This is a genomic window from Hansschlegelia beijingensis (genome assembly GCF_014196425.1).
Lineage (GTDB): Bacteria > Pseudomonadota > Alphaproteobacteria > Rhizobiales > Methylopilaceae > Methylopila > Methylopila beijingensis.
The window spans coordinates 75,101-94,970 of record NZ_JACIDR010000007.1 but is presented as its reverse complement, the minus strand read 5'-3'; the positions used below and the strand labels follow the sequence as shown (position 1 = coordinate 94,970).

Below are 19,870 nucleotides of genomic sequence, written 5' to 3'. Positions count from 1 at the left end.
CGGCTCAGGCCTTGCCGAGGGCGCGGGCCAGGGCTTCCTGCGGACCCGCATAGGCCTCCTGGCGCTCGACGCTCCAGTAGCGCAGCTCCTCGAGCGGGATGGCCACGCCCGTGACCGCGCAGCGCACGAAGGCGCCGGGCCGCATCACGCGGAAATCGGCGTCCAGATAGCGGACTTCGGCCTCGTCCGAAGAGGACGGCCGCTCGTAGCGGTTCATGGCGTTCAAGGCTCCTCGTCCGCGCCCATATAGGCGCGGCGAGGCGTCCGCGCAAACCGTCAGGGCCGCGCGGGCTTCTCGGAAAACAGCGCGTCGACGTCGGACTGCTCGATCGCGACGCCGCGGTCCTGCGGCCCGTTCAGCAGCAGCTCGCGCGCCCGCCGCTCGCGCGGGTCCTCGGCCGCGGGGGCGCCCGGCGCGGTCGTCTTCACGGCGGCCGCGAAGCGTCCGATCCGCTTCTCGATCTGCTCCAGCGTCTCGACCACGCGGGCGATGCGCTGCCCGGTCAGGTCCTGGAACGAGCAAGCCTCGAAGATCGTCATGACCTTGTCGTTGACGATCTTCTTGAACGCCGCCTCGTCCTCGCCGCTCGCGGCCAGCATCGCCTCGGCGGCCTCCATGATGGCGTTCGTCGCCTCCTCGGTCGCCGCGACGATCGCGCCGAGATGCTCGCCCGCCTTCGGGAGCCGGTCATTCTGCAGCTCGCCGGCGCGCAGATGCGCGATCTCGCTGCGCAGATTGGTGATGTACTCCGCGATCTCGCGCAGCTCGCGATAGATCGTGCGATCGATCGCCGCGAAGAAGGTCTGCATCGAATCGGCGGTGATCTCCGCCAGCGCCACGACGTCGCCGAAGGAGGCCTCGCCCTCGCTCTTGCCGGAGACGTACTCCCGCACCCGGTCGAAGGGCTGCTTCAGAATGCTCTCGCCGCCCGGACCGCGGCTCATTCGCCGAACACCGCTTGGATCTTGGACTTCAGCGTGTCCGCGTTGAACGGCTTGACGATGTAGTTGTTCACCCCGGCCTTCTTGGCGAGGATGACGTTCTCGGTCTTGGCTTCCGCGGTGACCATGATGAACGGCGTGCGGTTGAGCTTGTCGTCCGCGCGAACCTCCCGCAGCAGCTCGATCCCCGTCATCGGCTCCATGTTCCAGTCGGAGATCACCAGCCCGTAGCGCTTGTCGCGCATCTTGCTGAGAGCCTGGGTGCCGTCCGAGGCCTCATCCACGTCCTCGAAGCCGATCTGCTTCAGGAGGTTGCGGATGATCCGCAGCATCGTGCTGTAGTCATCGACGATGAGGACCGGCATCGAGTGGTCGAGCGCCATCCTGGAGACTCCATCTACTCATCGGGAGAGCCGCCTCGTCCCGACGCTGAACTCGTGTGTCGACGGCGTCCTGCCGCTCGCCGGGGACGATGCGGCGCCTCCGGTTGAAATTCCGTTTCGCCTTCACTCCCGCGCGTCCGACAAAAGGCGCGTTGCGCCGCAACAGGCCCCGCCGCAGAGTGCGGCCTCTTTTGGGGACCGGCCGCCGGCATGAACGCAGCCCTTCAATCGCTGGACGACGAGCACCAGACGCGCCCGCAGATCGCGTTCGAGGATCTCGAGGTCGGCCAGACCGCCGAGATCCGGCACGAGGTCTCCGAGGAGGGGGTGCGCAACTTCGCGGCGCTGACCGGCGACACCAACCCGATCCACCTGTCCGAGGCCTATGCGGCCAACACCCGTTTCGGCGGGCGCATCGCGCACGGTCTCTACACCGCGAGCCTGATCTCGGCGGTGCTGGGCACCCGCCTGCCGGGGCCCGGCGCGGTCTATCTCTCGCAGACCATCAAGTTCCGCGCGCCGGTCCGGATCGGCGACGTGGTGACCGCGCAGGTCGAGATCACCTCGCTCGATCCGGCGCGCCAGCGCGCGACCTTCTTCTGCACCTGCTCGGTCGGCGACAAGGTCGTGCTCGACGGCGAGGCCCAAGTCATGGTGCCGACGCGCGACGAGATCGACGCCGAGCTCGCCTGAGCCCTGCGGCCGCGGGCGGTCCCGCAGTCTTGACGATGCGGCCGCCGCGGGGCCATCTCGCGCCCGCGAAGACGGCCGGCTCCTTCGGCCGTTCCGCCCCGCGCCGGATTGAGCCTTGCTGATCGACCCGCCAGAGCTTCCCGCGTCGCTGCGCGACGGCCATGTCGTGGTCGGCAATTTCGACGGCGTCCATCGCGGGCACGCGGCGGTGATCCGCGAGGCCGCCGCGCCCGCGCATGCGGCCGGGCGGCCGGTCGTGGCGCTGACCTTCGAGCCGCATCCGCGCACCTTCTTCCGGCCCGAGCAGCCGCTGTTCCGCCTGACCGGGCGCGACGAGAAAGCCCGCATGCTGGCGCGCGCCGGCGCCGACGAGACCGTGGTGCTGACCTTCAACGAAGCGCTCGCGGCGATCGAGGCCGAGGCCTTCGTGGCGGACGTGCTGGCGCGGCGGCTTGCGGCCCACACCGCGGTCGTCGGCTGGGATTTCCACTTCGGCCGCAACCGCGCCGGCTCGCCCGCCTTCCTGGCCGAGGCCGGGCCGCGCCACGGCATGTTCGTCGAGGTGGTGCCGCCGTTCGGCGGGCCGACGCCGGTCTCCTCGAGCGCGATCCGCGACCGGCTCGACGCCGGCGACCTGCAGGGCGCCAACCGCCTGCTCGGCCGCCGCTGGATCATCGAGGGCGAGGTCGTGCACGGCGACAAGCGCGGCCGCGAGCTTGGCTATCCGACGGCGAACATCGTGCTCCCGCCGGAGACGCGGCTCGCGCATGGCGTCTACGCCGTGCGGGCGCTGGTCGGCGACCGGATCGTCGACGGCGCGGCGAGCTTCGGCCGGCGCCCGCAGTTCGACGACGGCGCGCCGCGCTTCGAGACCTTCCTGCTCGACTTCTCCGGCGACCTCTATGGCCTACGCCTGAGGATCGAGCTCGTGGCCTATCTGCGGCCGGAGCTGAAGTTCGACAGCGTCGAGGCGCTCGTCGTCCAGATGGAGCGCGACGTGCTGGACGCGCGCGCCGCGATCGCCGCCCCCGAAGACCCGCTGGCCCCGAGCGCGCTGGTCTGAGGCCGGCGTTTACTTGCCAGACGCGTCCGCCCTGCTAAACCGCTCCGGCCTTTCAAGCGGACGCCCAAATGCCTTCTGACGCCAAGCCTCGCGACTATTCCGAGACGCTGTTCCTGCCGCAGACGGATTTCCCGATGCGCGCGGGCCTGCCGCAGCGCGAGCCCGAGTTCCTGGAACGCTGGAAGCGCGTCCGGCTCTATGAGCGGCTGCGCGAGGCCGCCGCGGGGCGGAAGAAATACGTGCTGCATGACGGCCCGCCCTACGCCAACGGCCACCTGCACATCGGCCACGCGCTCAACAAGGTGCTGAAGGACGTCGTGGTGCGGACGCGCCAGATGGCGGGCTTCGACGCCAACTACGTGCCCGGCTGGGACTGTCACGGCCTGCCGATCGAGTGGAAGGTCGAGGAGGGCTATCGCGCCAAGGGCCTGAACAAGGACGAGGTGCCGGTCATCGAGTTCCGGCGCGAGTGTCGGGAATACGCCGACAAATGGATCGGCGTTCAGTCGGAGGAGTTCCAGCGGCTCGGCGTGACGGGCGACTGGGCGGACCCCTACACGACCATGAAGTTCTCGGCCGAGGCGCAGATCGCCCGCGAGATCATGACGTTCTCGCAGACCGGCCAGCTCTATCGCGGCTCGAAGCCCGTGATGTGGTCGGTGGTGGAGAAGACGGCGCTCGCCGAAGCCGAGATCGAATACGCCGAGTTCCTGAGCGACACCGTGTTCGTGGCGTTCCCGATCAGCCGTCATCCCGGCCGCAGCGAAGCGGAGAGCCGGGATCCTGCGCAGGATCAGGCGTCTTCTTCCCCGGACGGTGCCGGGGCTGCGCCTTCGGCTTCGGCCGGGACGACGCTCGCCGGCGCCTCCGTCGTGATCTGGACCACGACCCCCTGGACGCTACCGGGCAACCGCGCCGTCGCCTACTCGCCGAAGATCGCCTACGGCGTCTATGAGGTGACCGAGGCGCCCGAGGACAACTGGGCCAGGGTCGGCGCGCGCTACCTGCTCGCCGACGCGCTCGCCGAGGGCGTCTTCAAGGCCGCCAAGGTCGCGGGTTTCCGCAAGGTCGCCGATGTGTCGGCCTCCGAACTCGAAGGCGTCGAGGCCCAGCACCCGCTGGCGCATCTCGGCTACGACTTCTCCGTTCCGCTGCTGGCCGGCGACCATGTCACCGAGGACGCCGGGACCGGCTTCGTGCACACCGCCCCCGGCCACGGCCGCGAGGATTTCGAGCTGTGGATGGACCACCGCTCGGATCTGGAGAAGCGCGGGATCGCGACCCGCATCCCCTACACGGTCGACGCCGGCGGCTTCCTCACCAAGGACGCGCCGGGCTTCGAGGGCCGCTCGGTGATCACCGAGAAGGGCGACAAGGGCGACGCCAACCAGGCCGTGATCGAGGCGCTGGTCGCGGCCGGCCGGCTCGTCGCGCGCGGCAAGCTGCGGCACCAGTACCCGCATTCCTGGCGCTCGAAGAAGCCGGTGATCTTCCGCAACACGCCGCAATGGTTCATCGCGATGGACCGCGACATCGACGGTCCGGCCGACACGCTGCGCAGCCGTGCGCTCGCGGCGATCGAGGCCACCGCGTTCTTCCCCCCGCAGGGCAAGAACCGGCTGCGCGGCATGATCGAGAGCCGGCCGGACTGGGTGGTCTCGCGCCAGCGCGCCTGGGGCGTGCCGATCTGCGTGTTCGTGAACAAGCAGACCGGCGAGCCGCTGCGCGATGAGATGGTCGACCAGCGCATCGCCGAGGCGTTCGAGCAGGAGGGCGCGGACGCCTGGTTCGCCAGCGACGGCAGCCGCTTCCTCGGCAACCACTCGCTGGAGGACTACGAGAAGGTCACCGACATTCTCGACGTCTGGTTCGATTCCGGCTCCACCCACGCCTATGTGCTGGAGCGCCGGCCGGACCTCGCGCCGCGGCGCGCCGTCGACGGCGGCGAGGACACGGTGCTCTACCTCGAGGGCTCCGACCAGCACCGCGGCTGGTTCCATTCCTCGCTGCTGGAGAGCTGCGGCACCCGCGGCCGCGCGCCGTATGACGCGCTGCTGACGCATGGCTTCGTGCTCGACGAGCAGGGCCGCAAGATGTCGAAGTCGCTCGGCAACGTCGTCGCGCCGCAGGACGTCATCAAGCAGTCCGGCGCCGACATCCTGCGGCTGTGGGTCGTGATGTCGGACTACGAGGACGACCTGCGGATCGGGCAGGAGATCCTCAAGACCACCACCGACGCCTATCGCAAGCTGCGCAACACGCTGCGCTGGATGCTCGGCGCGCTGGCGCATCTCGGCGATGGCGACGCCGTGCCGATCGCCGAGATGCCGGAGCTCGAGCGCTACATGCTGCATCGTCTCGCCGAGGTCGACGGCGAGATCGGCGCGGCCTACGAGGCGTTCGACTTCAAGCGCGGCTTCGCGAGCCTGTTCACCTTCCTGACCAACGACCTCAGCGCGTTCTATTTCGATGTCCGCAAGGACGCGCTGTACTGCGACCCGGCCTCGTCGGTGACGCGCCGCGCCTGCCTCACCGTGGTGGACCGGCTGTTCCGCGCGCTCGTCACCCGGCTCGCGCCGCTGCTGCCCTTCACGGCGGAGGAGAGCTGGCTGTCCCGCTTCCCGTCCGAGGACGGCTCGGTGCATCTCCAGATGTTCGCGCTCGCGGACGAGGCCTGGCGCGACGAGGCGCTGGCGGAGAAGTGGGAAAAGGTCCGTCGCGTGCGCCGCGTGGTGACGGGCGCGCTCGAGATCGAGCGCGCGGCCAAGCGCATCGGCTCCTCGCTCGAGGCCGCGCCTGTCGTGCATGTGACCGATCCGGAGCTGATGGCCGCGCTCGAAGGCGTCGATCTCGCCGAGGTCTGCATCACCAGCGCGATCAGGGTGACGGTCGAGGAAGCCCCGGAAGAGGCGTTCCGGCTGGCCGAGGCGCCGGGCGTCGCCGTGGTCCCGGCCCGCGCCGAAGGCCGCAAATGCGCCCGCTCATGGAAGGTCACGCCGGATGTCGGCGCCGACCCCGACTATCCCGACATCACGCCGCGCGACGCCCAGGCGATGCGCGAGTGGGAAGCGCGCCGGGGGAAGGCCGCGTGAGGCGCGCGCCGTCATCCCGGCCGAGGCGTGAGCCGAGAGCCGGGATCGCGACCCGGATCGAGCGCACTTCGCCGCGCACGATCCCGGCTCTCCGCAGCTTCGCCGCTGCGGCCGGGATGACGACGGTCCCATGAGCCCGCTCGCCCGCCGCGCCATGCTGCTCGCGGCGCTGATCTTCGTGGTCGACCAGGCCGTCAAACTCTGGGCGCTGTTCGTCTTCGAGCTCGCCGAGAAGGGCCGCGTGCCGGTGCTGCCGGTGTTCGACCTGATCCTGATCTGGAACCGCGGCGTCAGCTACGGGATGCTGCAGCAGGACGGCGAGCTCGGCCGCTGGCTGCTGGTCGGTCTTCATGTGGTGGCCTCGGTCGGCATCGCGTTCTGGATCACGCGCGAGCGCCAGCCGGCCTCGGCCTACGGCCTCGCCCTGATCCTCGGCGGCGCGCTCGGAAACGGGGTGGACCGCATCGCCTATGGGGCGGTCGTGGATTATGCGCTGCTGCACTGGGGCGACGTCACCTGGTACGTGTTCAATGTCGCGGACGCGGCCATCGTTGCGGGCGTGGTGCTGCTTCTGTATGGTTCCTTCCGCGGCTCGAAAGGCGCGCGCGAGGTAGCCTGATGGCCTTGCCGCCCTTCGCCGGAAGGAGCAGCGAACCATGCGCCAAATCACAGCGTGCCTCGCCAGCGCGTCGATCGTCCTAGGGGCGAGCGCGCTCGCGGTCCCGGCCCACGCCGCGGACGACATGGGCTCGAACCCGATCACCGAGCTGTTCGACAGCTTCGGGATGGGGGACAAGGAGAAGCCCGAGATCAGCTATCAGGAGCGGGCGCCGCTGGTGCCGCCGCCCACGACGGCGCAGCTTCCGCCGCCGCAGGCCAAGGGCGCGGCCGGCCGCGCGACCGGCCAGTGGCCGAACGATCCGGACGAGCAGCGCCGCGCCGAAGCCAAGGCGCGCGGCGACGTGCTGCCGACGGAGACCAACAACTGGCGGATGGACCGCAATTCGCGCCTGATGCCGAGCGAGCTTCAGCGCCGCCGCATCGAGGGCGCGAACGTCACCACCGCGCCGGGCGACCCGATCTATGGCGACACGAGCCGGCTTTCGCCGAGCGAGCTGCGCGCCAAGAGGACCGCGGGCGCCGCGCCCACCACACCCGGCCCGCGCACGCGGCTCAGCGATCCGCCCCCCGGCTATCTGGTCGGCGACGGCGTGACCGCCTCCGTCCAGACCGAGAAGAAGGCCTGGTACTCGCGGCTGCTCGGGAACTGAGCGCCTCCTCCATTACGCAGGTTTAACGGCCCGATCCTCCGCCCGGCGCGCATGCGCCTCGCGGAGGGCGGGCCGTTCGCCTATATGATGGCGCGACCCCCGGGCTTATCGCCGTCGCCCGGGCGGGTCCCCGATCTCTCACGGAGGCTTCCCGAACGTCATGGCAGCAGCCACGCCCGCCGGCGCCGTCGCCGAACTGAAGCCTCAGACGCCCGCCGACGCCGCCCGCGGCGCCGGGCCGGACGTGGCCTCCTTCACGCTGGCGAACGGCCTGCAGGTGGTGGTGATCCCCGACCGGCGCGCGCCGGTCGTGACGCACATGATCTGGTACAAGGTCGGCTCGGCCGACGAGTCCCCCGGCGTCTCCGGCATCGCGCATTTCCTCGAGCATCTGATGTTCAAGGGCACCGCGAAGCACCCGGCCGGCGAGTTCAGCCATGTGGTCGCGGAGCTCGGCGGGCAGGAGAACGCCTTCACCTCCTACGACTACACCTCCTATTTCCAGCGCGTCGCCCGCGAGCACCTGAAGACCGTGATGGCCTTCGAGGCCGACCGGATGACGGGGCTGCAGCTCACCGACGAGGTCGTGAACCCCGAGCGCGACGTGATCCTCGAGGAGCGCCGGTCGCGCGTCGACGGCGACCCGAGCTCGCAGCTCGGCGAGGCGGTGGCGGCCGCGCTGTTCGTGAACCACCCCTACGGCACGCCGATCATCGGCTGGGAGCACGAGATCGAGAAGCTCGACCGCCATGACGCGATCGCCTTCTACGAGCGCTTCTACACGCCCAACAACGCGATCCTGGTGGTCGCGGGCGATGTCGACGCCGAGGAGGTGAGGGGACTCGCCGAGGAGACCTACGGCAAGGTCGAGCGGCGCGTCGACCTCGGCCCGCGCGTCCGGCCGCGCGAGCCCGAGCCGCGCGCCGCGCGGCGGGTCCGCCTCGCCGACCCGCGCGTCACGCAGCCCTCGCTCCAGCGCAACTATCTGGCTCCCTCCTACGAGACCGCGACGGGCGACGAGGCCTATGCGCTCGACCTGCTGTCGCAGATCATGGGCGGCGGCTCGACGAGCCGCATCTACCGCGCGCTGGTGGTCGAGCGTGGCGTCGCGGCCAACGCCGGCGCCTGGTACTACGGCGACGCGCTCGACGAAGGGCGGTTCGCGATCTACGCCATCCCGCGCGCCGGCGTGCCGCTCGCGGATCTCGAGGCGGCGATCGACGAGGAGCTCGCCCGCTTCATGGCCGAGGGCCCGACGGAGGCCGAGCTCGACCGCGCCAAGACCCGGCTGATCGCCGACACGATCTATGCGCAGGACAGCCAGGCCACGCTCGCCCGCATCTACGGCGCCTCGCTCGCCACCGGCGGCACGATCGAGGAGGTGCAGGCCTGGCCCGCGCGGATCCGCGCGGTGACGTCCGGGGCGGTGCGCGACGTCGCCCGCGCCGTGCTCGACCCGCGCCGCTCCGTCACCGGCGAGCTGCTGTCCGCGCCCGCGCCCGAGCGGCTGGCCGCCGAATAATCCGGCCGCGCCTCCGCATTCGCCCGACCCGAAGGACCTTGTCCGCGATCATGTCTTCCGCCTCGACCGCCGCCGCGCCGCAGGCGCACGTCACCCGCATCCAGCGCGTCGCCGCGTCGCACGGGGCGGAGGCGTGGCTGGTCGAGGAGAACACCGTGCCGGTGGTGGCCGTCGAGGTCGCCTTCCGGGGCGGCTCGGCGCAGGACCCGGCGGAGCTGCCGGGCGTCGTCGGGCTGATGGCCGCGTTGCTCGACGAGGGCGCGGGCGAGCTGCGCGCGGAGACCTTCCAGGAGACGCTGGAGGAGAAGGCGATCGAGCTGTCCTTCTCGTCCAACCGCGACGCCGTGACGGCGAGCCTGCGGACGCTGCCGGAGAACCTCGACGAGGCCTTCGGCCTGCTGTCGCTCGCGCTGTCGCGCCCGCGCTTCGACGACGACGCGGTGGAGCGCATCGGCTCGCAGCTTTCGGCGCAGCTCCGCCGCGACGCGCTGGACCCCGAGGATCTCGCCGGCCGCACCTTCTTCGCCGAAGCCTTTCCGGGCCATCCCTATGGCCGGCCGCCGCGCGGCACGGTCGAAAGCCTCGCGGCGATCGGCCGGCAGGAACTGCTCGGCGCGCACCGGCGGCTGATCACCCGCGACAACATCGTCATCGGCGCGGTCGGGGCGGTCTCGCCCGAACGGCTCGCGGGCCTCGTCGACAGGCTGCTGGCGGACCTTCCGGAAGCCGCGAGCCTGATCGCGGTGCCGACCGTCGCGCCGGCCGCCATCGGCCGCACCGAGATCGTCACGCTCGACGTGCCGCAGACCTCAATCGTGTTCGGCCGCAGCGGCCCGCTGCGCAATGACGACGACTTCATCCCGGCCTATGTGGCGAACCACATCCTGGGCGGCGGCTCGTTCTCGTCGCGGCTGTTCACCGAGGTGCGCGAGAAGCGCGGCCTCGCCTATTCGGTCTACAGCTATCTGTCGCCCTATGACCACGCCGGCATGTTCCTGGGCGGCGTCGCGACGCGCAACGACCGCGCCGGGCAGTCGATCGACCTGATCCAGGCCGAGATCCGCCGCATGGCCACCGAGGGGCCCACGCCGAAGGAGCTCGACGGCGCCAGGAAGTACCTGATCGGCTCCTATGCGCTCCGGTTCGACACCTCGACCAAGATCGCCAACCAGCTCGTCCACCTGCAGCTCGACGAGCTCGGCATCGACTATGTGGCGAGGCGCAACGATCTGGTCGCGGCCGTGACCGAGGACGACGTGCGCGCGGCCGCCCGCAAGCTGTTCGGCGACGGCGAGCTGCTGGTGGTCGCGGTCGGGCAGCCGACCGGCCTGCCGGGCGCCCGCGTCCGGCCCGCTCCGGGCAGCGCGGAGAGCCACGCCCCCGCGATCGTCACCGCGCGCGGCTGAGCGTCAGCCGCCTTCGACGATCCGGCGCACCAGGATCAGGTCGGCCGGCTTGTCGACGTCGACCGCGGCGCGGCCGAACGGCAGCTCCACCACGCCCGCGCTCGCGCCCAGCACCCGTCCGGCGGCCGCCGCCGCACGGGCGAGGGTGAGGCGGCCGAGCAGGTAGGACAGGATCGCGCCGGGCCCGAGCCGCACCAGCATCTTGAGCGGCTTCTTGCGGAGCGCCTCGACCTCGCGCCAGCGGCGCACAGCCTCGACCGCCGAGGCGTCGCGCAGGAAGAACATGTTGCAGCCCGAGAAGGCGCCGTCTGAGAAGCGCAGGAAGGTGCGCTTGGTGTCCGGCGTCGCGGCCATGACGTTCTCGGAGCGCGCCAGCCCGGCCGCGACCGTGGTCTCGGGCAGGTGGTCAAGGAAGTAGCCGACCCATTCGGGCTCGAGCAGCGCATGGTCGGCGGTCGTCACGAACAGCGGCGCGCCGAGCTTCTCGAGCGCGTCCGAGACGCTGGCGCTCAGCGTCTGCCCCGAGCGCAGCACCTCGACGTCCGGCCGCGTGACGAGCTCCGGGCGGTCGATCGACACCACGATGCGGTCGATCCGGCCGCTCGCCCGCAGGGCGTCGACGACCCGGTCGAGCATCGCGACGCCGCCGATCGGGATCAGCGCCTTGTGGCTGACGCCGGCGAATTCGGCGAGCGGGTCGCCGCCGGGCCGGACGCCGGCGAGCACCAGGGCCGTGGTCACGCCGTGAGCTTCTTCGAGTAGACGCGATAGGTCTTGTAGGCCCTGCCGCCGCCGAGCGCCTCGCCGATGTGGCGCATCGGCGTGTTGCTCTCGAGAACCCAGGACATCTCCACCCACTTCACCTTCCGGACGCGCCCCTCCTCGCGGAACTTCTGGAAGATGTAGAGCGGCATCGTCTTGCCCAGGAAGCTGCGGTGGTACTCCCGGCGCACGCCCATCAGGGCGACGCGGCCGGACCTGTAGGTCCGCCGCTTCAGCCGCCACAGCAGCTTGGCCCAGCCGAAGGGCAGCAGTTCGCCGTCGAGGTCGCGGATGATCTCGTTCAGATTCGGCAGCGCCACCCCGAAGGCGGCGGGCTTGCCCGACATCTCCACGATCCAGACAAGCCGCTCGTCGATCAGCAGCTTGAGCGACTTGGCGAGGTGCTGGAGTTCGTCCTCGCCGAGCGGCACGAAGCCCCAATTGTCAGCCCAGGCGTCGTTGAAGATTTCGACGATGGCCCGCAGCTCGTCGTCATAGCGGCTCCAGTCCATGTGCCGCACGGTGAGCTCCGGCGGGGTGGGACGCGCCAGGATGCGCTCCACGGCGGGCGGAAACGGCGTGTCGACGTCGTGCAGATAGGCGTAGAGGTCCATCGCCTTGGCGTAGCCCTCGGCCTCCACGCGCGGTCCGACATAGGGCAGGTCGTGCGGCATCAGCAGCATCGGCGGCGTGTCGAAGCCGTCGACCAGAAGGCCGGATTCCTCGTTGATGCTGAGGTTGAACGGGCCTTGGATCTCGGCCTTGCCGCGCGCGCGGTGAAACGCCTCCACCTCGCGGAACAGGGCGCTGAAGACGGCCGGGTCGTCCTCCGCCGCGATCATGCCGAAATGGCCGACGTCGCCGGTGCGGCGGTCGGCCTGCGCGCTGATCCGTCCGACCGGCTTGCCGTCGCGCCACGCCAGCCAGAAGGCCCAGTCCATGTAGTTGAACAGCGGGTTCTTCTTCGGCGAGAGCGCCTCGCGTCGCTCCATCTTGAGCGGCGCCACATAGGTCGGGTCGTTGGCGTGCAGGCGGCCCGGCAGGGCGATGAACTGCTCGAAGTCGCGCTTCGAGACGACAGGGCGAACGTCGATCGAGCTCAATTCTTGGCCTCCGCCAGGCGCTTCGCCGGTTGCGCCCTGGTCGCTCGCGGCGGCCAGCCGCCGTCGATGCGGAAGATCCGGTAGGCGCCGTAGATCGCGAACACCACCAGCGCCGACCACGCGCCGATGGCGGGGCTGACGACGCCGGTCAGGGCGAGCGTGGTCAGCAACCCGTCGGAGAGCAGGAAGATCAGTCCGGCCGTCATGGCCAGCACGCCGCGCCGCCCGGTGCGGGCGTCGCGCCAGTTCACGAGCGCCGCCGGCATGGCGAGCAGCACCATCACGATGACGCCGAGGGGCCCCGCATACACCCGCTCGATGAGCGTCTGGTAGAACGGCAGCGGCGCATTGGGCGTCATCTCGCCGGCCAGCACCGCGCGCGCCGCCGCCAGCGAGACGCGGCTTTCGGGGGTGAGCGACGACAGCACGTCGTCGGGCGTGAGGCTCGTCTCCCACACCCCGTCGGCGGGCGTGCGCTCGTTGAAGTTCTCGCGCGTCCAGAGAACCCGCTCGGCGTCTTTGAGCGTCCATCTGCCGTTGCGGTAGCGCGCCTCGGCCGCTGTGGTGCGCGCGGTCACGACCTTGTTCTGGTCGCGATCGTAGATGCGCACCGACCTCAGCCGCCTGCCGCGCTCGCTGACCCGGTCGAAGGAGACCACCGCGTCGCCGATCCGCAGCCATGTGGCCTTGGGGTTCTTCGACGCCTCGTCGGCCTGGCGGTCGATGCGCTGCGTGAGCAGGATCGCGAGCCGCGCCTCGGTGTGCGGCGCGACCACGTCGATCAGCGTCGACTGGAACAGCACCAGCACAAGCGCGCCGGGCAGCATCGACAGGAACAGCTGGGCGGTGCTGCGCCCCGCTGACCGCATCGCCACGATCTCGCTGTTGCGGGCGAGCAGCAGCAGAACGAGCGTCGCGCCGACCAGCGCGCCGAGCGGCAGCGAGCGCGTCAGCAGCGTCGGCATTCGCAGCACGACGTAGCGCAGGATGCCGTAGAGGCCGTCGCCCTGGTCGAGGATGTCGCCGGCGTTGTCGACCAGATCGAGGATCTGCGCGATGAACGCCAGGATGAAGGTCGCGGTGAGCGCCATCCGGACGAGCGACACGCTCAGATAGCGGGTGAGGCGCATCAGCTCTTGGCCGCCTGCAGCCGCGCGCCGACACGGCGCGTCAGGCTTTCGATGACCCGTCTCACCCTGTCGAGCGCGCGGGACACGACGGTGTCGCCCGGCCGGTCCGTGCTGGTCCGGTAGAGCCAGAGCGCGAAGGCCACATAGACGAAGAACGGCGCCCAGCAATCGAGCGGCGCCCAGCCAATGCCCTTGTGCGCGAAGGTCTGGCCGATCTGCAGCGCGTTGTGGAACAGCACCATCAGCACCGCCGAGGCGGCCGCGTTGCCGACCCGCGCGTTGCGCCGCATCGTCATGCTGAGCGGCACGATCAGCAGCGGCAGGAAGGGCAGCGACAGCGAGCGCGCCAGCCGCGAGTGGAACTCGGCCTGCAGCTCGTTCAGCGGCGAGGACGGCATCGGCGAGTTCATCTCGCTCCACAGCTCGCTCAACGTGAGCTCGCGCTCATTGCCGCCGCGCGGCCGGAACGGCGGGGCCTGCAGGTCGAACTTCTTGTCGAGCACGAGCTCCTGGAAGCGCAGCGTGCTCGGCCGCGCCGCGCCGTAGTCGCGCACCACGACGCCGTTGTGCAGCTTGAGCTGGATCTGGGTCTTGTCGGGCGTCAGCTCGAGCGTGCCGGCGACCGAGGAGGTGACGACGTCCGCGCCCTGGTCGCGGTTCTGGATGAACACGCCCTTGAGCTGCCGGCCTGTCTTGTCGACCTCGTCGGCGGTGATCGTCAGCCCGTCCTTGACGCTGATGAAGGTGGCCGCGGGCGCATGCGCGCGCCACGCGTAGGCGACGCTCGAATTGATGATGTCGCGATAGGCGTAGCGGCAATAGGGGGCCAGGTATCCCACCACCAGGATGCTGATCAGCGACAGGATGCAGCCCAGCGCGACCAGCGGCCGCAGCACGGACTGGATCGAGACCCCGGAGGCGAGCATCGCCTCGAGCTCGGCCCCGAGGCTCAGCCGCGAGACGGCGCTGAAGATGCCGAGCGCGAAGCCCGCCGGCAGCGCGAAGCCGAGATAATGCGGGATCAGGTTCGTGGAGAGCGAGACCACCAGGATGATCGGCGCGCCGGCGGTCGCCAGCATGTCGACCAGGCGCAGCACCCGTTCGAGCAGCAGCGCCGTCAGCACGACGCCGAGCGACATCAGCATGGGCCGCAGCGTCAGGGCGAGGACGTAGCGGTCGAGCAGGCGCAGCCGGAACCAGCCGCCGCTCGCGCGAGCGTCCGCCATCAGGCCGCGGCCCAGCGCGAGCGGAGCTCGGCCGTCAGGGCGGCGAGCGCATCGGGGTCGAGGTCGACGCCGCGCGCAAGATCGGGCGGCCCGGGCCATCCGGCGTCCCCGAAGGTCGCGCCGCCGAACGAGCGCTCGCCCTCGTAGCGCGGGATCACGTGAAAATGGACGTCGGGATCGACCATCATGAGCATCAGGTAGTTGATGCGCTCATACCGCACGAACGCCTTCAGGACGCGCTCGATCTCCGCGACAGCCGCGCCGAGATCCACGAAGGCCTGCGGGGAGAGCTGGGAGAACGCCCCGGCAGGCTCGCGGCATATAAGGACGAGCGAGCCGAGCGCCAGCTGTTTCGGGCGGACCTGGATTGTCCATGCGCCCACCTCCGCGACCACGGAGGCGGGGTGGCCGAACTTCTCCATCGTCTTGTTGGCCATCTGGGGTCCTGTGACGATCGGCGCCGCCGCGCTGGAAAGGCCGGAAGTTTGTCGCTAAACGACACGCCCATAGTGTGGCCTGCGCAGGAACTGCAAGCACAAATGACGGATGCGACACGCCCGGCCTCGGCGCCGACCGCCCTTCTCGTCGGCGCCTCTGAGGTCCGCATCTGGGGAATGAGCGCCGCGGAGCGTCTCAGAAGGCAGCTGAAGCGCGTCGGCGTGACCGACGTGCGGGACACCCCGGTGGCGCCCGCGGGCGGCCGCACGCTGCTGTTCAGGCTCGATCACGCCTATGAGCAGCGACTGGTCGAGGCGCTGGCCGAGCGCCCGGGCGCGACGCTCGTTTCGGGCGGCGTCGCGGTCGCGGCCAATGTCGCGGGAGCGGAGGCCGCGGCGGCCGCCGCCGCGCTTGCGGAAGGGCGCGTCCCGGCAGGCACGGAAGCGCTGGATTCCGAGGGACTCGCGGGCTCCTACAACCGCAAGCTCCGCAAGCGCGAGATCGCCTATGTGGCGCCCCTGAACCCGCAGACGGCGGCCGATTTCGAGGCGCGCAGCTTCGCCGGCTCCTACAAGGGGGTGACCGACGTCATCACCAAATATGTCTGGCCGCTGCCGGCCCGGATCGTGACCAAATGGTGCGCCGTGCTCGGCGTCACGCCGAACCAGGTGACGACGGTCAGCCTGCTGCTGGTGTTCGTCGCGCTCTGGCTGTTCTGGACCGGCCACTATGGCTGGGGGCTGGTCGCGGCGTGGATCATGACCTTCCTGGACACGGTCGACGGCAAGCTCGCCCGCGTCACCATGACCTACTCCAAGTTCGGCGACGTGCTCGACCACGGCATCGATCTCATCCACCCGCCATTCTGGTGGTGGGCCTGGATCGTCGGCCTTCCGGCGGTCGGCATGCCCCTGGAGCACCCCGGGCTTGCGGTCGGCGTCATCGTCGGCGGCTATGTGGTCCAGCGCCTTCTGGAGGGCGCGTTCCTGCGGCTGTTCGGCATGCACATGCATGTCTGGCGGCCGTTCGACAGCTTCTTCCGGCTGATCACCGCGCGCCGCAACCCGAACCTCGTGATCCTCACCGTTTTCACGCTGTTCGGCCGGCCGGACCTCGGCATGATCGTGGTGCTGTGGTGGATCGTGCTGTCGCTCGTCGTCCACGCGGCGCAGGTCGTGCAGGGGATCATCGCCAGCCGCAAGGGGCCGGTGACCTCCTGGCTGTCGGCGTGAGCCGGCTCGGGATCGTCGCGAACGGCCGGAGCTGGCGCAACCGCAACGCAGGCGCGCGCGCCACGCCGCCCCGCGACGCGCTGTTCGAGGCGCCGGAGTCCCCCGCCGACTATCCCGAGGTGATGCGCCGGTTCGCGGCCGCCGGCGTGACGACGCTCGCGGTCGACGGCGGCGACGGCACGCTGCGCGACGTGATGAGCGCGCTCCCGCCCGCCTTCGGCGAAGCCCTCCCGCAGATCGCGCTGCTGCCGAACGGCAAGACCAACGTCGCCGCGGCCGATGTCGGCGGGGCCGGGCGCGGGCCGGAGGCGGCCGAGAGGCTCGCGGCCGCCCTGAGAGGCGGCTCGCCGCTCGCGACGAGCGTGCGCCGCCCGATCGTAGCCTCGTTCGACGGCCGCTCCGTCCACGGCTTCGTGTTCGGCCTCGGCGCCTTCGAGCGCGCCACCCGGCTGGTCGACGAGCGGGTTCACGACCGCGGTTTCGCGCAGAAGCTCGGCGTCGCGCTCGGCGTCGTGGCGTCGGGCTCCGCGGCCCTGTTCGGGAAGGACCGGGAGGCGTGGCGGCGCGGCGTGCCGCTGTCGCTCGCGCTCGACGGCGGGCCAGAGGTCGCCCATGACAGTTTCGCGCTGCTGGCGACATCGCTGCGGCGCTGGGTGCTCGGCCTCTGGCCGTTCTGGGGGCAGGGCGCCGGCGTGATCGCGGTCACCGAGGTGGCCGCGCCTCCGAGACGGCTCGGCCGCAATCTCGTGACCGCCGGACTCGGGCGGCCGCGCGCGTCGGCGGCCGCCGAAGGCTGGCGCAGCGAACGCGCCGACCTGATCCGCCTCGGTCTGCGCGATCCCTTCATCATCGACGGCGACAGGTTCGCCCCGGGGCCCGACGGGAGGGTCGAGCTCCGCGCCGGCCCGCCGCTGACATTCGTCAGGCTGTGACGGAGCAGGAGGCGGCCATGAGCGAGACGCCGCTGGTCGCTTTCATCCAGGACGAACTGAACCGCCCGGTCGCGCCCGCGATCCGCGCCTTTGCGTCCGGGATCGCGGCGCGCGGGCGCGGCGGCGTCGTCGCCGTCCTGTTCTATGGCTCGGCGCTGCGCACAGGCGAGACCGACGGCCTGCTCGACTTCTATGTCCTGCTCGACGATCTCGCCGCCTGGGACTGGGGGCGCGCCGCGCGGGCCGGGGCGCGCATGCTGCCGCCGAACATCGAATACGCCGAGCATGACGCCGGCGACGCCAGGCTGCGCGCCAAGATCGCGATCATGACGCTCGCGCAGTTCCGCGACCATGCGCGGGCGCAGAGCCTCGACACCACCATCTGGGCGCGCTTCGCGCAGCCCGTGGCGATCGTGGATGCGCGGGACGCCGAAGCGTGGTCGCAGGCCGCCCGGGCGGTCGCGGGCGCGGTGCGCGGCGCGGCCTGGTGGGCGGCGCGGCTCGGCCCCGCCGAGGCCCGGGGCGAGGAGTTCTGGCGGGAGCTGTTCCGGCGCACCTACGCCTCGGAGCTGCGCGTCGAGGGGACCGGCCGCGCCGGCTCGATCGTCGACAGCGCGCCGGAGCGCTACGCCGCGGTGCTGCCGCTCGCCTGGGCGGCCGATGGGCTCGCTTTCGCGCAGACGCCCGAGGGCGGCCTCGCGCCGGCGCTGACGGCCTCGCAGCGGGCTGATGCAGAAAGGGCCTGGCGCCGCCGCAAGCGGATCGCCAAGCCCCTGAATCTGGCGCGGCTCGCGAAAGCCGCCTTCACGTTTTCAGGCGGGGTGGACTACCTCGCCTGGAAGATCGAGCGGCACTCCGGCCACCGCGTGGAGGTCACGCCATTCCAGCGCCGACATCCGCTGCTCGCCGCCGGGCCGGCGCTGTGGCGGCTCTGGCGGAAAGGCGTTCTGCGCTGACGCGCGGGAACGGGGTGACGTTGGAGTATTCCGGAGCCTCCGGAAGGATGCCGAACTCGCGGCCGACGCGGGTCATCAGCGCGATCGCGAAGTCGATGTGCTCCTCGGTGTGCGCCGCGCTCACGCTCGAGCGCAGGAAGGCCGAGGAGTTCGGCGTGGCGGGCGGCAGCGCGAGGTTGAGGTACATGCCCTCGTCCACGAGCCGTTTCCAGAACATGGTGGCGACCGCCGGATCGTTGAGGATGACCGCGACGATCGGGTTCGCCTCCGGGCCGACCGTGAAGCCGGCGTCCTTCAGGCCGTTGTAGAAGCGGCGCGAATTGGCCCGCAGCTTGGCGCGCCGCTGCGGCTCGTTGCGCAGCGTCTCGAGCGCGGAGAGCGTCGAGGCGATGATCGCCGGCGGCAGCGAGGCCGTGAACATGTAGGGGCGGGCGGCGAGCCGCAGGATGTCGAAGCCCTCGACGCTGGAGACGCAGAAGCCGCCGACGCTCGCCAGGCTCTTGGAGAAGGTGCCGACCACGAAGTCGACGTCTTCCTCGACGCCCTCGCGCTCGGCGAGGCCGCGGCCGCGCTGGCCGAGCACGCCCATCGAATGCGCCTCGTCGACCATCAGGTAGGCGCCGAACTCGCGCTTGACGTCGACGAACTCCTTCAGCGGCGCGGTGTCGCCGAGCATCGAATAGATGCCCTCGACCACGATCAGCTTCTCGCCGGGCTGGTCCTTCAGACGGGCCAGCCGCTTCGCCAGATCCTCGGGATTGTTGTGCCGGAAGCGCACCACCGGCGCGTGGCCGAGGCGCGAGGCGTCATAGATCGAGGCGTGGCTGTCGGCGTCGATGATCAGGTGGTCGTCCTTGCCGACCAGCGTCGAGATCATCGCGAGGTTCGCCTGGTAGCCGGTCGAGAACACCATGCAGTGCTCATGGCCGTAGAAGTCGGCGAGCTCGCGCTCCAGCTTCTCGTGCTCGCGGTAGCTGCCGTTCGCGATGCGCGAGCCGGTGGTGCCGGTGCCGTGCTTGCGGATGGCGTCGATCGACCGCTCCATCGAGATGGGGTCGAACGTCAGGCCCAGATAGTTGTTGGTGCCGAACAGCAGCGTGCGCTTGCCCTTCACCACGCCCTCGACGGACGAGATGATGTCGTCGAACTGGATCGAGAAGGGATCGCCGCCGCTCGCCTTCAGCTGCTCGTAGCGGGCAGCGAGGCCGGAGAACTTATCGAGAATAGCCATCACGCATTACTCCGCAGCGTCTCGATCGTCGACGCGAGGTCGTCGACCGTCACGACGCTGGCCATGTCATGCAACGGGATCGAGATGTCGAACCGATCTTCCAATGCCATGCAAAAGTTCATCACTGCGATCGAGTCCAACCCGAGATCATTCACGATATTCATGCCCGGTTTCAGCTCGATCGCCTTATTCGTCACGGTCTCTAGTACTTCCGAAATCTCGGAAATGAGGGCGACTCTGTCTTCCGTCATTCTTTAGGCCTTGGCAGACTCGCCACTGCAGACCTAGGTCGACGGCGGCAAACTAGAAACCCGGCGCGGCGCTGTAAAGTTCAAGAAGCCGTTGGGGAAACACTAATCAATGCAGGATGTTACAGGCTGATATCCCGACTGAAACACGAATCGCGCGACCCCCGAAAGGAGCCCTGGGAGGATGCGCGCGAAGTGTTGCCGAAATGTCGTAATCGCTCCTGCGGCAGACCTTCGGAC

At 70.3% G+C, this 19,870-nt stretch carries 20 protein-coding genes; 10 read left to right on the top strand and 10 right to left on the bottom strand.

Features of this window, described 5'->3' with window-relative positions; genetic code table 11:
• Positions 1-4: 4 nt before the first annotated feature.
• Genes GGR24_RS16590 through GGR24_RS16580 form a run of 3 tightly spaced genes read right to left on the bottom strand, consistent with a single transcriptional unit; the run spans position 5 to position 1,325 of the window.
• The gene (locus GGR24_RS16590) at positions 5-217 is read right to left on the bottom strand and encodes a DUF2093 domain-containing protein (protein WP_183396510.1); all 213 of its coding nucleotides are present in this window, start codon (positions 215-217) and stop codon (positions 5-7) included.
• A gap of 59 nt (positions 218-276) precedes the next feature.
• Positions 277-945 carry a protein phosphatase CheZ gene (locus tag GGR24_RS16585; RefSeq protein ID WP_183396509.1) on the bottom strand — a complete coding sequence of 223 codons (669 nt, stop codon included), beginning with the start codon at positions 943-945 and terminating at the stop codon, positions 277-279.
• Positions 942-1,325: a response regulator gene (locus GGR24_RS16580; RefSeq protein ID WP_183396508.1), complete on the bottom strand. Its 384-nt coding sequence runs from the start codon at positions 1,323-1,325 to the stop codon at positions 942-944. The genes GGR24_RS16585 and GGR24_RS16580 overlap by 4 nt, the downstream gene beginning before the upstream one ends.
• Before the next feature lie 210 nt (positions 1,326-1,535).
• Here GGR24_RS16580 and GGR24_RS16575 point away from each other — a divergent pair, with 210 nt between their 5' ends.
• The 7 genes from GGR24_RS16575 to GGR24_RS16545 all read left to right on the top strand — a co-directional run bounded on the left by GGR24_RS16575 (position 1,536) and on the right by GGR24_RS16545 (position 10,372).
• A complete protein-coding gene (locus GGR24_RS16575; RefSeq protein ID WP_183396507.1) occupies positions 1,536-2,018 on the top strand; it encodes a MaoC family dehydratase in 483 nt (160 codons plus the stop codon).
• A gap of 115 nt (positions 2,019-2,133) precedes the next feature.
• The gene (locus GGR24_RS16570) at positions 2,134-3,081 is read left to right on the top strand and encodes a bifunctional riboflavin kinase/FAD synthetase (RefSeq protein ID WP_183396506.1); all 948 of its coding nucleotides are present in this window, start codon (positions 2,134-2,136) and stop codon (positions 3,079-3,081) included.
• A 68-nt stretch (positions 3,082-3,149) separates the two neighbouring features.
• A complete protein-coding gene (gene ileS, locus GGR24_RS16565; protein ID WP_183396505.1) occupies positions 3,150-6,173 on the top strand; it encodes an isoleucine--tRNA ligase in 3,024 nt (1,007 codons plus the stop codon).
• A 130-nt stretch (positions 6,174-6,303) separates the two neighbouring features.
• Positions 6,304-6,792: a signal peptidase II gene (lspA, locus tag GGR24_RS16560; protein ID WP_183396504.1), complete on the top strand. Its 489-nt coding sequence runs from the start codon at positions 6,304-6,306 to the stop codon at positions 6,790-6,792.
• 37 nt (positions 6,793-6,829) lie between these two features.
• Positions 6,830-7,444 (top strand): hypothetical protein, encoded by a 615-nt coding sequence (locus GGR24_RS16555; protein ID WP_183396503.1) that lies wholly within the window; start codon positions 6,830-6,832, stop codon positions 7,442-7,444.
• A 160-nt stretch (positions 7,445-7,604) separates the two neighbouring features.
• A complete protein-coding gene (locus GGR24_RS16550; RefSeq protein ID WP_183396502.1) occupies positions 7,605-8,966 on the top strand; it encodes a M16 family metallopeptidase in 1,362 nt (453 codons plus the stop codon).
• Between the two features lie 50 nt (positions 8,967-9,016).
• The gene (locus tag GGR24_RS16545) at positions 9,017-10,372 is read left to right on the top strand and encodes a M16 family metallopeptidase (RefSeq protein ID WP_183396501.1); all 1,356 of its coding nucleotides are present in this window, start codon (positions 9,017-9,019) and stop codon (positions 10,370-10,372) included.
• 3 nt (positions 10,373-10,375) lie between these two features.
• On the opposite strand, the gene GGR24_RS16540 is transcribed toward GGR24_RS16545, so the two are convergent.
• Genes GGR24_RS16540 through GGR24_RS16520 form a run of 5 tightly spaced genes read right to left on the bottom strand, consistent with a single transcriptional unit; the run spans position 10,376 to position 15,030 of the window.
• The gene (locus GGR24_RS16540; protein ID WP_183396500.1) at positions 10,376-11,113 is read right to left on the bottom strand and encodes an NTP transferase domain-containing protein; all 738 of its coding nucleotides are present in this window, start codon (positions 11,111-11,113) and stop codon (positions 10,376-10,378) included.
• Positions 11,110-12,237, bottom strand: a complete 1,128-nt coding sequence (locus tag GGR24_RS16535; RefSeq protein WP_183396499.1) for a GNAT family N-acetyltransferase — start codon at positions 12,235-12,237, stop codon at positions 11,110-11,112. The genes GGR24_RS16540 and GGR24_RS16535 overlap by 4 nt, the downstream gene beginning before the upstream one ends.
• On the bottom strand, positions 12,234-13,367 hold the full coding sequence (locus tag GGR24_RS16530; protein WP_183396498.1) for an LptF/LptG family permease: 1,134 nt from the start codon (positions 13,365-13,367) through the stop codon (positions 12,234-12,236). Before GGR24_RS16530 ends, GGR24_RS16535 begins: the two co-directional genes overlap by 4 nt.
• Positions 13,367-14,593 carry an LptF/LptG family permease gene (locus GGR24_RS16525; protein ID WP_183396497.1) on the bottom strand — a complete coding sequence of 409 codons (1,227 nt, stop codon included), beginning with the start codon at positions 14,591-14,593 and terminating at the stop codon, positions 13,367-13,369. Before GGR24_RS16525 ends, GGR24_RS16530 begins: the two co-directional genes overlap by 1 nt.
• Positions 14,593-15,030, bottom strand: coding sequence for an HIT family protein (locus GGR24_RS16520; protein ID WP_183396496.1), 438 nt, complete (start codon positions 15,028-15,030; stop codon positions 14,593-14,595). Before GGR24_RS16520 ends, GGR24_RS16525 begins: the two co-directional genes overlap by 1 nt.
• 102 nt (positions 15,031-15,132) lie before the next feature.
• On the opposite strand from GGR24_RS16520, the gene GGR24_RS16515 reads away from it, so the two are divergent.
• The 3 genes from GGR24_RS16515 to GGR24_RS16505 are packed head-to-tail and all read left to right on the top strand — an operon-like array spanning position 15,133 to position 18,151.
• Complete coding sequence (locus GGR24_RS16515; protein WP_183396495.1) at positions 15,133-16,263, top strand: CDP-alcohol phosphatidyltransferase family protein; 1,131 nt, start codon at positions 15,133-15,135, stop codon at positions 16,261-16,263.
• On the top strand, positions 16,260-17,195 hold the full coding sequence (locus GGR24_RS16510) for a diacylglycerol kinase family protein (RefSeq protein ID WP_183396494.1): 936 nt from the start codon (positions 16,260-16,262) through the stop codon (positions 17,193-17,195). Before GGR24_RS16515 ends, GGR24_RS16510 begins: the two co-directional genes overlap by 4 nt.
• Before the next feature lie 17 nt (positions 17,196-17,212).
• On the top strand, positions 17,213-18,151 hold the full coding sequence (locus tag GGR24_RS16505; RefSeq protein WP_210286259.1) for a hypothetical protein: 939 nt from the start codon (positions 17,213-17,215) through the stop codon (positions 18,149-18,151).
• Here the strand turns inward: GGR24_RS16505 and spt are convergent.
• Positions 18,069-19,382: a serine palmitoyltransferase gene (gene spt / locus GGR24_RS16500; protein WP_183396493.1), complete on the bottom strand. Its 1,314-nt coding sequence runs from the start codon at positions 19,380-19,382 to the stop codon at positions 18,069-18,071. The genes GGR24_RS16505 and spt overlap by 83 nt on opposite strands.
• Entirely contained in the window at positions 19,382-19,633 is a 252-nt protein-coding gene (locus tag GGR24_RS16495; protein WP_183396492.1) for an acyl carrier protein, read from the bottom strand. Before GGR24_RS16495 ends, spt begins: the two co-directional genes overlap by 1 nt.
• Positions 19,634-19,870: the final 237 nt, after the last annotated feature.